The organism is Thermosphaera aggregans, assembly GCF_014962245.1.
GTDB lineage: Archaea > Thermoproteota > Thermoprotei_A > Sulfolobales > Desulfurococcaceae > Thermosphaera > Thermosphaera chiliense.
On record NZ_CP063144.1, the window covers coordinates 1,123,506 to 1,138,654 of the forward strand.

Consider the following 15,149-nt stretch of genomic DNA (forward strand, 5'->3'; position numbering starts at 1 on the left):
AGTGATTACGGGTTAAAATCAATGGTGAAAGAGCCTCTAGTGAGGCTTGAAAACATAAGCAAAACATACCCTGATGGAGTTAAAGCCCTGGACAACGTGTCTATCGAGATATATCCAGGCGAAATACTCGGGCTCCTCGGCGAGAACGGTGCGGGTAAAACCACTTTGATGAGGATTTTATACGGTGAGATAAAGCCGTCCTCAGGCAGGATTTACATAAAAGGACGGGAGGTAAACTTACACGGTCCATGGGATGCTTTGAAGCATGGGATAAGAATGATATACCAGCATTTCTCGCTAATCGATGAATTCACCGTAATGGAGAATATGCACCTATTCATGAGCACTATTGATAAAAAAGCAACCATCGATGAAACACGTAGAAAGGTGGAGGAAGTTCTTAAAACCCTGGGGTTTCAAATCCTATTAGATGAGCCAGTTGCTCGACTACCCATAGGTGCTCAACAAAAGGTTGAAATAATTAAATCACTTATAACTGGGGCTGAAATCCTAATACTCGACGAGCCAACGAGCGTCTTAAACCCTCTTGAGATAGAGGAATTATTCAGACTGATAAAAAAGCTACGTGAGAACGGTGTTTCAGTTATTTTCATCTCGCATAAGTTGAAAGAAATCAAGGAGTTGACAGATAGAGTTGTAGTGTTGAGAAAGGGAAGAAAGGTTGGAGAGGCTGAAACAGCTAACATTGATGAGTCAACGCTTGCGAAGATGATGATTGGGGAGGAATTACCCGAGCTTAATCAAACAGTTAAAACATCATCAAACAATCTCTCTAGGGAAATCCTCGTCCTAGAAGATATTGAAGTAAAAGGCGATAAGGAACAGAGCACTCTGAAAGGGATTTCCTTGAGAATACGCAGCGGTGAAGTTGTAGGGGTTGCGGGCATACAGGGCAATGGCCAGAAGGAACTAGCTGAGACCATTATAGGATTGAGGAAGCCTATTAAAGGAAGGATCTTGTTTGAAAACGAGGATATCGCAAGCCTATCTGTAGAGGATAGGTTGCGGAAAGGAATATCGTTTATCCCTGAGTCGAGGAAGATCGGGCTTATAGGTGAAATGGATATATCTGCAAACATTCTGCTTACGAATCATATGCACTTGGTAAGCAGGTTCGGTGTTGTAAGGACAAAGGAATTAGAGAATTTATCATTGAGAGTAATAAAGGATTACGAGGTAGTGGCCGCCAGCCCAAGGGTTCTCGTTAAACATCTCAGTGGTGGGAATCAGCAAAAAGTTATGACGGGCCGGGAACTCGTTAAAAACCCTAAGTTATTGGTAGCCATGGAGCCGACTCAGGGACTTGATGTAAAATCTACTCAGCAAATAAGAAGACTTCTCCTCGATCACAGAAACAAGGGAGGCGCTGTCCTACTTATCTCCTCAGATCTTGAGGAGCTTTTAACGTTAAGTGACCGCTTAGTTATCATGTTCAACGGTAGGATCACAACAGAGGGCACACCTGGTGGTTTAACTGTGGAGAAAATAGGATTGTGCATGGGTGGTTCTTGTTGAGCGGGAAGCCGGGTATTTTAAAGAAATTGTTTGAGAACATTGCCAGCAGGAGAAGAGAATACGGGCTAGCTTTATTAGAAGTCTCATTATCAATTCTCTCATCCCTCATTATTACAGCCTTTATAATGATTCTTATGGGATACCCGTCAGACCTGTCCTTAGTAGCATACTCTGTGATGTTTAGCAAGGGGTTTGACAATGCTAGCTACCTCTTATCAAGAGCCTCTCCACTGATTCTCACCGCATTAGCCTTTCTGTATCCCTCGCTAACCGGATTGTTCAATATCGGGGGAGAAGGTCAGTTATACGTTGGAGCCATAGCTTCACTTATAATAGCCTTGTACACCGGCAACTCGCTGTTAGCCTTAATAGCCGGAGGCTTAGCAGGTGCAGCTCTGGGCATGTTGCTAGCGGTCTTGAGGGTTTACAGGAATGTTAACGAGGTTGTAGCAGCGATAATGATCAACTGGGCTCTCTTCAACATCTCGATGTTTGCCATAGCGACTTATCTGGCAGACCCGTCTATACCGCATTTGACACGGCAAGTTCCTGACACGGCGAAGCTACCTTTAATGGATTTAGGATTCCTTAGGTTGAATACTTCCTTCCTTGTAGCGCTTGCAGCAGCTATTGGCGGGGCGTTCCTGTTCTACAGGACGAGACTAGGGTTCGCAATGAGGGTTTCAGGCCTTAATCCATTCGCTTCAATGATTGCTGGGTTTGAAAACAGAAAATTGATGCTAACATCGTTTGCTCTGGGGGGTGCTATGGCTGGTCTCGGCGGCTCCATCCTAGTCCTAGGAATCGTACACAGGCTTGACACCATGATGATGAGCCTGTACGGGTATGGGTTTCTGGGTATAGGGGCAAGCCTTTTAGGGAGAAACAACCCTATTGGGGTAGTGGTTTCAAGTATTTTTCTCTCAGGGCTTCTAATAGGAGGACAGTGGATTGAGACCAGGCTCGGGCTTCCCCATCAGGTAGCGGATTTGATAATAGGTATAATTGTCATATCCCTGGCGATACCCTTTGCGTATCATTACATGAAGGCCGTGCTTAAGGTGAAGCGGAAATGATACCTGTCGAAGACATTGTAACCTTATTATCCCTCTCTCTTACATCGATGACGCCGCTTTTGCTCGCCTCTGCAGGAGAGATTCTCACTGAGAAATCCGGTGTAGTCAACATTGGTCTCGAAGGCATTATGATACTCAGCGCTTTAACCAGCGCTATAATAACACACTATACAGGTAATCCATATCTGGCACTATTAATCTCGTCCACCGTAGGTCTTGCGACAGGTTTGCTGATGGGATACTTGAGCTCCTATCTTCACAGCAACCAGATAGTGGTGGGCACGGGAATAAACATGTTAGCTCTTGGGGTGGCGACCCTAGCGCTTTATAGGCTCTGGGGGGAATACGGGGGGTCTCCTAGTGTGGAGAAGCTGGCGGATCTCCAACTGCCCATAGGCAACGCAATACTTACCTTGAAGCCGGTGAGCGTTATTGCAGTAGTGCTTGCAGTAGCTTCATGGTACTTGCTGGAGAAAACTACGTGGGGCCTCCGGATAAGGGCTTGCGGCGAGAACCCTCACTCCGCCGAGGCCATGGGGGTTAATGTATACAGGACCAGGCTTCTACTAACAGGTGTCGGCGGGTTTTACACCGGATTGGCTGGTTCCTTCCTAGTTGTCAACTGGGTTGGATTCTTCAGCAGGGAGATGACTTCGGGCAGGGGCTTTGTCGCACTGGCAAATGTATCCTTCAGCAACTGGAACCCGTTAACGGCCATAGCAGGAGCCTTCCTATTCGGATTTTTCGAGGCTTTTGCAACGTGGCTGTCGCTGAAGGTTCAACAATTGATGCTTCCCGAGTACTTAACCTTCTTGAGGACAAGCGGGCAGAACCTGTTCAAAGCCCTCCCATACCTGGCTACGCTCATCACTGTAGTAGTGATCATGAAGAAGGTTAAGATGCCGAGGGCTCTCGGCAAGCCTTACATTAAGGAGTAGGTGACTGGGATGAAGGCTCTGGTGCTTCACGCTCCGAAAGACCTGCGCTTAGAAGAGGTCGAAGATCCGAGACCAGGTAGTGGCGAGGTACTAATAAGGGTTAAAAGAGTAGGAATCTGTGGAACAGATAAAGCTTTCTACAAGGGAAGCTACAGACCGGGTAAGCTACCCATAATCCCCGGCCACGAGCTGGTTGGGAAAATAGTAGATGTTGGGAAAGGGGTTGAGCCTTCTCTAATCGGTGTTAACGTGACGAGCGAGATAAACTTCTACTGTGGAAAATGCTCCTTCTGTAGGGCGGGGTTGAAAACCCACTGCCCCTACAGGGAAACCCTCGGGATAACTAGGGACGGGGGCATGGCGGAGTACGTGATATCGAGATCTGACCTCGTCCACAATGTTGAAGGGCTTTCAGAGGTTCAATCAGCCTTCGTTGAACCCCTTGCTTCGATAGTAGAGATGCTGGAGCTTGCGCCTGTCGCAAGCTTTCACAGCGTCGCTGTCATAGGTGTGGGAACCATAGGCCTGCTCGCGTTAAGAACCATATCATCTATTACACGTCCGAGAAGACTTATCGCCGTTGTTAGAAAAGACTCTCCAAAACAGGTTTTCGTTGAAAATTCAAACGTGGATGAAATTGTTGATGAAGCCGAGATAGCTGAATACGTTAAAAAGCACACTGATGAGGGACAAGGATTCGACTACGTGGTGGAAGCCACCGGGAGCCCTGATGGCATGAAACTAGCGGTTGAAATTGTAAAGCCTAGGGGGGTCATCTCGGTTAAATCCACCCATGGAGTCCCAATCTATTTCGACGTTACTAAATTTGTCGTGAAAGAAGCAAGGCTCGTTGGAAGCCGGTGCGGGCCTTTTGAAAAAGCAATCGAGCTTTTAAGAAACGGACTCGTCAAGGTCGATGATCTCGTGACCAGTGAATACCCTCTTAGTGAAGGTGTTGAAGCCTTTGCGAGAAGTTTTCAACGAGATCAGGTGAAGGTTCACATACTAGTTTAACATTTTCCAACACAATCCTGCAGCCACGGCTCAGGCACATATTTCTTCCTGACCTTACCTCACTGTGGGCAGGGCTGACTAGTGGAAGATTCTCGTACAATACTTGATTTAAATCGCTTATTTTAAGACCCGTTCCTCGAAAACCTAATCCATTACATGAGACTTCAGCGTCCTCCAAACTCTAATAAAACGTGTTATGTTGTTCCTAGAGCTAACAAATATCATTATTAAAGGGGTTTAGACAAACTATTATTGATTAAGCATGAGGTTGAAATGTCCTAACTGTGGCTTCGAAGGAGAAATGAAAGAATTCAGCTATATGTATGAGACAACGATTTACGTTGTAGAAGAGCATTCCCTGCCTGAGGAAAGAGAGAGGCCTATTCTCATAGTGTGTCCTAGGTGTGGCGAAGGCTTCTTTCTGGAGTCTCCGTACTCGAGAGCCGCGCAGTTTTTAGAAGCAACGAGTAAACACTAGAAGACGATTGGCTAATAGAGGGTGGTTCATCCACACTAGAGGATTTAGCAATTGACCTTCAGGAAACGATTGGTCACTGAATTGACAAGGCTGTTTTTTCTTCTATTACGGGTTATTAGATTTACGAGCCTCCTCCTCATTCATTGTTATTAGCGGCAGAGGTTTCAGAGAGGTTGCTGAGGCCTGGGGAGGTTTGTGAAAGGTTCGGTACCGGTTAGGCTATTCTTTCCCTCTGGGTTAGAGCTGTTAGAACTGCTGGTGGTTACAGAATACTTGAGGGCGAGGCTGGAAAGAGTCCTCAGGGGTTACATGCTCCGGTTGGAAATAAAGCAGTTGTCTATGCTCGCGCTAACTCCTCCGACCAGAAGAGTTGTTAGAGAGACAGGTTGAGTATCCAACACAGTACTGTAGTTCCAAGGGATATAGAGTAGTCGATGTTTTAAGTGACACGGTCGGCAGCCTCAATACCACCCGTAAAGGTCTGCTCAAGCTCCTCGACTGCGTAGTGAATGAACAGGTCGACGTAATAGTTGCTACGTATAAAGATAGATTAATGAGGTTTGGCTTTGAATACCTAGACCTCTTCTTCAGGCAACATGATGTTAGAGTGGAGATTGTTCTCGGCGAAGAGCCAAAAGACTTTTACCAAGAACTGGTGGAAGACTCGCTGGCAATAGTTACAACTGATAACTTCCCCTTCAGGGCTGGAAGGAGATTAGTCGAACCCTCCCCTGCACTGAATGCCGCGTTCTAAACATTTTTGACGTAGATGATAGATTGTTTTCCTAATTCTTTGCGGAAACGCTCTTGAAGCGTAAAGAGAGTGCAATGGGTGGCTTGGACTCTTCATGAATGGCTTGAAGTGAAGAGGGTCGTAGTATAGGATACTTTTTGTTTCAGATGCGATGTCTACAAGGAGTGTTATGGTATCTTCGTCATCGTTGAACCCTGGTATGATGGGTCCGTAGAAAATCCATGTGTTAAATCCAGACCTGCTGAGTTTTCTCAAGGCTTCTATTCTTGCTTCTGGACAAGGCGCGTTAGGCTCCAATGTTCTCGACCTACCGCATTCGATGGAGGTGATGGTGAAGCCGATGTCGACGAGTTCTTTACCAGCGCTTAAAACATCAACATCTCTTAATACAAGTGGGTTTTTGGTTTGAATGGAAATCTTGAACCCGTTTTTCAGCAGGATTTTCACAGCCTCCCTTGTGAGTTTATACACGGCTTCAACGGGCTGGTATGCATCGGTTATTGTTCCAACACCAACCACGCCCCTCCTCAGTCTTTTAACCTCGTTGTTTAAGACTTCGAGAAGGTTTTCCTTGACGATTACAACTCTCCCCCAGTTCTCGGATACTTTCTTATCACGTGTGTAAAGCCTAGCGTAGCAGTATATGCAGGCGTGCATGCAACCTATGTAAGGGTTTAAAGCATAGTCCAGACCCGGTAACCCGCTCCTTGATAAAGCCGTCATTGTTCTCTGCTTAATGATTTGACAAGTCTTAAACAATCCCTATCCCTTTCTGAAGAAATCTGTGATTTTCCTCTCCGTGATAATTCTTCGAATAAGCTTAGACGATGAAAACCATTTCAGCGCGCCGAGTCTAGTGTTCGCGTCGAGATAGCTCCTCACCTCTTCAAGGTTCGTTGTCTTTAAAACAGGCGGTTTCGAGAACATTGTCCTCACAGATTCCCTGACAAACCAGACGCCGATTGGAAGGTTGAAACTAGGATAGATCTCCCTGAGCAAAATAGCCGTCGCCTGCTTTCTAACCCTGTTCAAGTGTTCAAGGGTTGCGAGCATGCTGGCGTAGTAGCACCCGCCTATTCCGGGGTAGGTATCCCTGCCTTTATAATCCTCGTAGTCTCCCTCGACAACGACGCTGGTTGACAACGGGTTCCAGGTTGACCCGGGCCACCAGGCCTCCATCCATTCGTAACTCCATTTCTCAGGGTATAGTATCGCTACAAACAGGTTTCCGTGAATCCTGTGCTCATATACCTGTATCTCGCTTAACACGTCGTATCTTTTAACATTTTTCAGGAGATTTCTAGAGATGATGTAATCTACGGCTGTGATACTCCACCTCGTGGGGACAAGCTTTCTCTGCTCCCTAACTCCAAGGGCTCCAATGCTGAAGATTTTCTGAATGTGGGATACGGGGATGCCGTCGAAGTATAGTTTCAGCACCGCTTTCTCAGCCTCGAGATCGTGGTCTGAAACAGCGCTCTCTACAGGCCCAGGTATGCTGGGGTTCCCGATCAACTTGACTTTTTCCAGCGGTGATCTCGGACCCATTGGAGGCAGGTGCTCGTCAAAAGTGATCACAGGCCTCGGTGGCTTTGAAACCTCGATATATACGTCAACGGGCTTCGCGCTCATAACCATCAATCTCATATTCTCTACTAGTGGGTTGTCTACCGCTCTAACCTGGTTAACGGTGAACCCTGTTATCAAGCTCCACCTGAAATCCAACACGTCATCAATCTTGAGATTAATCCATTTCTCAGGGTAATCGTAGAGTGAAGTATCACCTGTCAAGGGCGGCGTTGAAGCTCCAACCCTGACATATGGATACCCATATCTGCCAATGAAGACTGCAGGGGGTGAGGAGCCTTCAATTACCCTCGAGGCTTCAACTTTCCTCAGCTTGAGCTGGGCTTTTGTCCTGGATAAAACTGGGCAGTAGGAAAGGCCGCAGAAGCCTCTTCCCCTACATAGTATGCAAAGACTGGGGTCTATTCTCATGCTACCATCTATCACTCCATGTTATTGATTCTACAATAATTCTTATAACTATACTACTTGCGCACCCCAGTACTCTTCTCTTCAACCTCAGGCAACGTGGCGTAAGCGATGGATGCTGTGACACCTCTTAAAACACTCGAGGCTAGCAGGACGCTTCCCACATCCCCTGTTGAGACCGCTATGATAGTGCCCATCATGGAGGCTAAACTGGAAACAGAGTTTATGGTTAAGCCTAGGAGTGAGAGGTAGGCAGGTCTAACCTCCTTCGGAGGCAGGTAAGCATTGTAGAGAAAGATGGAGAGGTCCAGGGGAGCCCATACGTAGCCGCTGACAGCCTCAATACCTAGGAGGCTTGTAGTGGTGGCAAAATCCTTGTAAAGTATTGGAACCACAGCTGTTGAGGCCATGCCGACTACTGTTACTTTTCTCAAGCCAAACTTAACAATCTCTCTTTTCCAGAAGAACATGCCTACTGATTTTACCGCTAAACTCACCACATTTTTCAACACAACAATTAGCTCGTTACCTCCGATCACGACCATAACGATATAGTCCCAGAACGGGGCTGGAATGTTGACCGAGAAATTAAACAACGATATTACTAGGAGATATCTCCTCAGCCTCTTATCAGTAAAGATGAATTTAACCACTTCTAAATCATCATACAGCCTTGTCATCGATCTCCCGTGATTCACAAATCCCTTCGGATCCTTAATCCTAACCAGGAACAGGGTGGAGACCAGTCCCACAGTGAAAGAAATGGCGTAAAGAAGCTGGTAGGAAACCAGGTAATCAGGTATTAGCGCGAAAGTGGCGAACGAGGTTATGAAGGCCAGGCTTATTGAAACATAGTTCAACTGGTTAACCTTAGAGAAGAAATAAGGAGATTCCTCGACTGGTATGATATCAGCTAACACGTGTGTGGCTGCAACCCCGGCCACTCCTCCCGCAAACTGTGAGAGAAAAGATATTGTTAGAGCAAATGATAAAGAGTACTCTTTTGGGAGAATCAGTGAGAAAATCAGGAGGCTTGGTCCCAGCCTGTTTATAGCTCCGAACAAATTCCACAGCATTTTTCTTCTATGTCGGTAGTGCTCGACGAGAAGTGCAGCAGGAACCTGGCTTACCCCGTACGCGAGTATCCTTACGAATGTGAGTAAACCAAGCTCTGAAACACCGTATGAGAGAAGCCTGATCAGTAGAGCATTGCTCATTCCTATTGAAATATTTACGGCGAAATTGTACGTAGCGGTCTCCGCGAGGTACACTTTCCTGTTTACATCCGTGTCAACTTTGTTCCCAAGCCTCATACGGTGTCACCGCATATCTTAATAATAAATATATACTTTTAAACCATTGTATGAATTTAAAGAAGAAAGTAGAGAGAAGTAAAGAAAAGGAGGAAAAAATTTTGATGAAGGGCTAGGGTTAAATATCTAGTTCATCTAAGATTTGCTTCCTGCTAGCTATTTCCCTCTGCTTCTTGAACAGCCTGGTGCTGAAGTATCTTGCAGCGTAGTCTGGCAATATAGTTACAACCTTGTCTCCCTTCCCAAGCTTGTGCTCCTGGGCTAGCTTAATGGCTGCGACAACGTTTGCTCCGCTACTAATACCTACGGGAAGACCCTGCCTTCTCGCAATAAGCCTTGCCATATTTATTGCCTCATCGCTTGACACCGTTACGAAGTCGTCTAGCAAATGCTTATATCTCATCACAATATCCGGGATGAATCCGTCGCCAACACCCTCGATCTCGTGCCTGCCCCATGGACCAGGCTTGCCCGTCTTGAACCATCCAGCTGCAACTGGGCATTCAGCAGGCTCCGCACCAGCCACGATCACGTCTCTGCACTCCTCTTTGAGTCTTTTAGCAATACCCATTAGCGTCCCGCCTGTCCCAACCTCCGCTACGAAGGCTTTGGGACAGCCTATTTGCTCAAGTATTTCCTTACCCGTTGTCTCGTAGTGTGCTTCAACGTTTGCCTCATCACCCCATTGGTCGAAGAAGTAGTATTTATCAGGGTTTTCCGCGGCAAGCTTCTTAGCAATCTCCAATGCTTTATCAGCATCGCTCTCACCTCCAGGAGTGAAGTAGAAGTCTGCGCCGAACAATCTCATGAGCATGAATCTTTCAGCACTCATTTCTTCTGGGATCACTATTAGCACTTTGAAACCGAGGACGCTTCCAAGCGCTGAGAAGGCTATGCCGGTGTTCCCGGTTGTTGGAACTACAAGGGTCATGCCAGGCTTCAACTCGCCTTTCTCCATCGCTTTCTTAATCATATAGTATGCCATCCTGTCCTTTACACTGCCGGTAGGGTTGGTGAACTCCATCTTAGCCCATATCTCAGGCTGGAATCCCTCCGGCACTACCCTGGATAGTCTTATTATTGGTGTTGCACCAATACATTCTACCATGTCCCTGCATACTTTCATGGTTACAACCTCTGTGGAAGAATATTAGCACTAATGTATAAAAGGATTTCTAACAGCAAGTATAGGATTGAAGAGTATAGTGAATCATGATATTTAATATTTTTTAACCCACCCGGGTATAATATTCTCTCAACGAGAGGTGAGTTCTAATATTCGGACTGTATAGGCCGAAAACCCTTGAAGACGCCTTAGAATTCCTCTCTAAAAACGCGCCAGATGTCAAGCCTCTAGCTGGAGGCACAGAGCTGTTAGTACTGATAAGGGATAAGAAAATCACAACGCCGAAGTACCTGCTAGACCTCTCACCTCTGAAGAAACAACTGTCCTATGTGAAAATCGAGGATGGTAAGGTGAGGATAGGGGCTACGACAACCCTCTACGAGATAAGCAGAACCTTCCTTCACAGCGACGTTAGATTCGCAGGATTCGTTGACACATGGAAGAAGTTCGGAACTCTCGCCATAAGATTCTCTGCCACAATAGGGGGAAACGTGGTTGCTGGAACCCAGTACAGTGATTATGCAACACTTCTCCTAGCATACGATGCAACCGTCAAGGCAGTTAGCAGTAGGGGCGAGCGATCAATCCCTCTGGAAAAATTCATACTTGATAAAAGGATTATTGATCTGCGACCGGATGAGCTGGTGAAAGAAGTAGAGTTCGCTATTCCCCCACAAGGCTCCAGCAGTAGTTTCGTTAAATTCGATAGGCGTGAACTACTAATAGCTGGAATCATAACAGGAGCCTTCTTCCTCGCGTTGGAGGAGGGAAAGATCCGTGATGTTAAAATAGCATTCGACATGGTGAAGGGTAAGAGAGCTCCTGCTAGATCTCACGAGGTTGAAAGCTTCTTGCTAGGTAAAACGTTCTCCGAGGATTTAATCGAGAAAGCGGCTGAAGAGGTCTTGCCAACGTATATGGAGAGAATAACTGATTGGTGGACGACAGCTGAGTATAGATTAGACATGTCGAAGGTTGCTTTGAAAAGAGGCCTTCTCAAGTGTAAAGCCCGGATTGAGAAAGGGGTGATTTGAATTGAGCATGAGCTTCAAGATTAATCTGAAAGTGAACGGTAAAGAGCATGTTCTCGAAGTCCCAGCCCATGAGAGACTTGTGGACACTCTCAGGTATAGGCTGGGTCTCACAAGTGTTAAGGAAGGCTGCGGTAGAGGAGAATGCGGCACGTGCATCGTGCTGGTTAACGGTTTGCCGAAGCATTCATGCCTAACACTCACCGCTACGCTTGACGGGGCCGAAGTGCTAACTCTTGAGGGACTGGCGCCCGAGGGCAAGCTTCACGCTATTCAATTAGCATACTTAGAGACAAGGGGTGTTCAATGCGGCTTCTGTACCCCGGGCTTCATGATGATGACCAAGGCTCTTCTAGACACCCACCCGGAGCCTCAGCAGGAGCAGGTTAAGGAATGGTTAAGCAGCGTATTGTGCAGGTGTGGGAGCTACCATTACTATTTCGCCGCCGCTAAGCTAGCGGCAAAGTACATCAAGGAGGGGAAGATATACTTAGATGAGAAACAAGTGCGTGAGAAGTACCACATGAAAGTTATAGGGAGGTGAAGCATGTGAGCAAGCCGGATTACGTCCAAATCGTTGAGGAAATGTTCGCGAAAACAAAGGACAAGCCGACAAAGGATTTCACATACCTAGGTAAACACGTGGTGAGATGGGACGCTATTTCAAAGATAATGGGTAAGCCGCTGTTCACGGCAGACATGATAAACTTGTTCAAGAACGCTGTGTTCGTCCACAGCGTACGCTCCAAGTACGCTCACGCCAAGATAAAGAAAATAGACTACAGTGAGGCTTTGAAGTACCCCGGTGTTCTAAAGGTAATAACAGCCAGGGATATCCCTGGGATTAACGACGTAGGGTATGTGCTACCAGACCAGCCATTGCTAGCGGATAGGAAGGTTAGATTCATCGGGGATACGGTGGCATTGATCGTTGCGGAATCTCTCGAGAACGCTAGGGATGCAGGCGAGCTAGTCAACGTTGACTACGAGCCTCTCCCAGTTTACACGGATGTGTTACAGGTAATAGAGTTAAACGGGCTGACCGAGAAGGAGCATGTACTAATACATGATGAGAGAGGTAGCGACGTTCTGTCCAGGTACAAGATAAGGGTTGGAGACGTTGAGAAAGCGTTCAAGGAAGCATCCGTCGTCGTGGAAAACGAGTATAGAACGCCCATGCAGGAGCACGCCTACCTGGAGCCGGAGGCCGCAATAGCTATCCCTGAGCCTGATGGAAGCGTGACGATATACGCGAAGACACAGTGTCCGTTCGACACGAGAAGGGCTGTTTCAAACGTTCTTGGGCTCCCGTTCAACATGGTGAGGGTTGTAGCGCCTGCGCTAGGAGGCGGTTTCGGAGGGGCGGAGGATGTTGGAAACGAGATCGCAGCTAAAGCCGCGCTAGCCGCCCTGGCATTGAAGAGGACGGCAGTAGTTCTCCATACAAGGGAGGAGTCAATAATAGGTCATACGAAGCGCCACCCAATGGTGGCGAAGTATAGGCATGCGGCAAGCAAGGATGGAACCCTCCTAGCCGTTGACGCTGACATAGTGCTTGATACTGGAGCATATGCGAGTCTCGGGCCCTTCGTAGGGTGGAGAGCTGTTGTTCACAGCACTGGACCCTACAAGGTTAGAAACGCCCGCGTCGACCTGGCTGTAGTCTATACCAACCGAATCCCTGCTGGAGCGTTCAGAGGCTTCGGCAACCCGCAGGTCACGTTCGCGGTTGAGAGGCAGATGGATCTTCTTGCCGAGGAGTTAGGAATGGACCCCGTGGAGTTCAGGCTTAAGAATATCTTGAGAAACGGTGATAGAACAGTTCACGGCCAGCTGTTAGATCACGGGGTAGGCTTAGAGGATGCGATCAAAAGAGCTCTAGAGATAAGTGGGTGGAGTGAGAAGAGAAAACTATACAGCACGCTTAAAGGCCCTGCGAGAAGAGGCATTGGTATAGCTTTAATGTATCATGGGAACAGCATTGGGGCTGAGGGAGCTGACTTCTCCACCGTATCGCTCATAATTCAGAGAGATGGAAGCATAATATTCAGAACCGGTTTAACCGACATGGGCCAAGGCTCTCTACAAGGACTAGTCAACATTGCAGCCGAGATACTTGGCGTTCCGCCAAGCTATTTCAAAATCGAGCCTTCAGACACTGCTGCGACCCCGGACGCAGGTCCAACTGTGGCCTCGAGATCGACCGCGATGGGCGGGAACGCGACCCTGGTGGCAGCGTACAAGATTAGGCAGAGATTGAACAAGCTTGCTGCTGAAATGCTGGGATGCGCAAGCCCTGAGGATGTCGTGATTGAAGCCCCCAAGGTATACTGTAAGGATCAGCCGGAGCACCATATAACCTGGAAAGAGCTCATAGAGCAAACCTTCTGGAAGGGGATACCAATCCAGGAGTTCGGATATTACAGAGCACCACCGGCTGAATGGCACGAGGAGACGGGCACCGGACAGCCATACTTCACCTATACTTTCGGAGCTGTAGTGAGCGATGTGGAAGTAGATATTGAAACCGGGTTAACCAAGGTCGTGGAAGCGACCGTTGTATACGACATTGGCCGGGTTGTCAACAGGACTGGGGCCGAGCACCACGGCGTTGGAGGATATATTCAGGGAATGGGCTACGCGCTCATGGAGGACACTGTTCATTCAGAAAACGGGCACGTTTACAGCACCTCGTTCTCCACATACCATATTCCAACAGGCCTTGATATTCCAGAGAGAATTAACGTGGACTTTGTCGAAGCAGGCTTCATAAGAGGGCCCTTCGGGGCCAAAGGATTAGGAGAACCCTCAATAGTTGCGATAGCTCCCTCAATAGTGAACGCCATAGCCCACGCTATTGGAAGCAAGCAAGCCAATAGATTGTTGAACAGGATTCCAGCAACACCCGATTTTGTGAGAGGCGTGTTAAAGAGGGCTGGGTTAGCCCGATAAACCATTTTTATTTTCTCCTCTCCTTTTCTCTTCAAACTATATGATCACATCTCAATCTATCGAGATTTACTGAGGAATCACTACACCGTGGTCTGGAACGAGGACCCTGCCTCTTCTCCTCTCCTCGATAACACCCCCTGCCACGTAGTATTCGCCCGGCTCAAGCTCCGAGTAAACCTCCCTTAACGACTCCAACTCCATTATCTCATTACCAACCCTGGCAAGATATCTTGCAGGTATAAGGGGTGCGGTTATTCTTTCCAACACCTTGAAAAACCCATTGTAAGAAGCATATTCTTCAACCTTATCCACACAGTAATTGTAACCTGTCGACAGCGATACTAGTTTAACGTTAACGTGAACCCCTCCTAGAATAAAATGCAGGAAAGTGTTACGCTTCAGCTTTAAATAGTTCTCCAACGGCATTCTAGAAGAATGCTTCTCTAAATACTCATTGACAATGACGTATTCACCCGCTTTCCTCAGCACACCTTTATTTAAGAGTTCTCTTAGCACCGATGCCGTTTCAACCGTGCTATTGTAGACTATAACGTCCACATCTCTAGGATTCCTCAAACCAAGTATCGAGGAACCGCTCACTTCTACTTCCTCCCCTTTATTCCTAATCAGCTCCGACAGGGTTGATAACAAGTAAGTTACTTGCTGATTCATCCTTACTACCGGCTTAGAGACCTCGGCTAATGGAATTAGCGGGGCAGTCCGCTTAATGCAGTCCCAAAACCTCATCGATTCTGCAAGCCATTTTATCTCATGATGGTAGAGTTTTCCACCGTTGATCAGGTCATATCTCGGATATGCTACAACCGCGTCTCCTGGGTGCTGATAACCTTTTACAACCCATCCCAACCCTCTATATAAAAGGACTTCGCCTTCCAAGAGTCGAAGCGTTATGGGAACACACCCCATCCATTTCTT

The 15,149-nt window shown here is 47.3% G+C and carries 15 protein-coding genes; 10 read left to right on the forward strand and 5 right to left on the reverse strand.

Annotated features, from left to right (window positions below; genetic code table 11):
- Positions 1-21 precede the first annotated feature (21 nt).
- From IMZ38_RS06270 to IMZ38_RS06300, 7 genes are all read left to right on the forward strand, one after another.
- Positions 22-1,536, forward strand: a complete 1,515-nt coding sequence (locus tag IMZ38_RS06270; protein ID WP_193436024.1) for an ABC transporter ATP-binding protein — start codon at positions 22-24, stop codon at positions 1,534-1,536.
- Positions 1,533-2,612 (forward strand): ABC transporter permease, encoded by a 1,080-nt coding sequence (locus IMZ38_RS06275; RefSeq protein ID WP_227410849.1) that lies wholly within the window; start codon positions 1,533-1,535, stop codon positions 2,610-2,612. Before IMZ38_RS06270 ends, IMZ38_RS06275 begins: the two co-directional genes overlap by 4 nt.
- Positions 2,609-3,550, forward strand: a complete 942-nt coding sequence (locus tag IMZ38_RS06280) for an ABC transporter permease (RefSeq protein ID WP_193436026.1) — start codon at positions 2,609-2,611, stop codon at positions 3,548-3,550. Before IMZ38_RS06275 ends, IMZ38_RS06280 begins: the two co-directional genes overlap by 4 nt.
- A 9-nt stretch (positions 3,551-3,559) precedes the next feature.
- Positions 3,560-4,564, forward strand: a complete 1,005-nt coding sequence (locus IMZ38_RS06285; RefSeq protein WP_193436027.1) for an alcohol dehydrogenase catalytic domain-containing protein — start codon at positions 3,560-3,562, stop codon at positions 4,562-4,564.
- A gap of 262 nt (positions 4,565-4,826) precedes the next feature.
- Positions 4,827-5,042, forward strand: a complete 216-nt coding sequence (locus IMZ38_RS06290; protein ID WP_193436028.1) for a hypothetical protein — start codon at positions 4,827-4,829, stop codon at positions 5,040-5,042.
- 195 nt (positions 5,043-5,237) lie between these two features.
- Positions 5,238-5,432, forward strand: a complete 195-nt coding sequence (locus IMZ38_RS07390; RefSeq protein ID WP_193436029.1) for a hypothetical protein — start codon at positions 5,238-5,240, stop codon at positions 5,430-5,432.
- Positions 5,413-5,796, forward strand: a complete 384-nt coding sequence (locus IMZ38_RS06300; RefSeq protein WP_193436030.1) for a recombinase family protein — start codon at positions 5,413-5,415, stop codon at positions 5,794-5,796. Before IMZ38_RS07390 ends, IMZ38_RS06300 begins: the two co-directional genes overlap by 20 nt.
- On the opposite strand, the gene IMZ38_RS06305 is transcribed toward IMZ38_RS06300, so the two are convergent.
- The 4 genes from IMZ38_RS06305 to IMZ38_RS06320 form a co-directional block, all read right to left on the reverse strand.
- Positions 5,758-6,555, reverse strand: a complete 798-nt coding sequence (locus IMZ38_RS06305; RefSeq protein ID WP_193436031.1) for an SPL family radical SAM protein — start codon at positions 6,553-6,555, stop codon at positions 5,758-5,760. The genes IMZ38_RS06300 and IMZ38_RS06305 overlap by 39 nt on opposite strands.
- Positions 6,556-6,558: 3 nt before the next feature.
- Positions 6,559-7,794: an Nre family DNA repair protein gene (locus IMZ38_RS06310; protein ID WP_193436959.1), complete on the reverse strand. Its 1,236-nt coding sequence runs from the start codon at positions 7,792-7,794 to the stop codon at positions 6,559-6,561.
- A gap of 53 nt (positions 7,795-7,847) precedes the next feature.
- Positions 7,848-9,104, reverse strand: coding sequence for an MFS transporter (locus tag IMZ38_RS06315; RefSeq protein WP_193436032.1), 1,257 nt, complete (start codon positions 9,102-9,104; stop codon positions 7,848-7,850).
- Positions 9,105-9,222: 118 nt separating this feature from the next.
- Positions 9,223-10,230 (reverse strand): PLP-dependent cysteine synthase family protein, encoded by a 1,008-nt coding sequence (locus tag IMZ38_RS06320; RefSeq protein WP_193436033.1) that lies wholly within the window; start codon positions 10,228-10,230, stop codon positions 9,223-9,225.
- A 158-nt stretch (positions 10,231-10,388) separates the two neighbouring features.
- On the opposite strand from IMZ38_RS06320, the gene IMZ38_RS06325 reads away from it, so the two are divergent.
- Genes IMZ38_RS06325 through IMZ38_RS06335 form a run of 3 tightly spaced genes read left to right on the forward strand, consistent with a single transcriptional unit; the run spans position 10,389 to position 14,213 of the window.
- Positions 10,389-11,264: an FAD binding domain-containing protein gene (locus tag IMZ38_RS06325; RefSeq protein WP_227410968.1), complete on the forward strand. Its 876-nt coding sequence runs from the start codon at positions 10,389-10,391 to the stop codon at positions 11,262-11,264.
- 7 nt (positions 11,265-11,271) lie between these two features.
- The gene (locus IMZ38_RS06330) at positions 11,272-11,805 is read left to right on the forward strand and encodes a (2Fe-2S)-binding protein (RefSeq protein ID WP_413743239.1); all 534 of its coding nucleotides are present in this window, start codon (positions 11,272-11,274) and stop codon (positions 11,803-11,805) included.
- 5 nt (positions 11,806-11,810) lie between these two features.
- Entirely contained in the window at positions 11,811-14,213 is a 2,403-nt protein-coding gene (locus IMZ38_RS06335; protein WP_193436035.1) for a xanthine dehydrogenase family protein molybdopterin-binding subunit, read from the forward strand.
- A 66-nt stretch (positions 14,214-14,279) separates the two neighbouring features.
- On the opposite strand, the gene IMZ38_RS06340 is transcribed toward IMZ38_RS06335, so the two are convergent.
- Positions 14,280-15,140: a hypothetical protein gene (locus IMZ38_RS06340; RefSeq protein WP_193436036.1), complete on the reverse strand. Its 861-nt coding sequence runs from the start codon at positions 15,138-15,140 to the stop codon at positions 14,280-14,282.
- Positions 15,141-15,149: the final 9 nt, after the last annotated feature.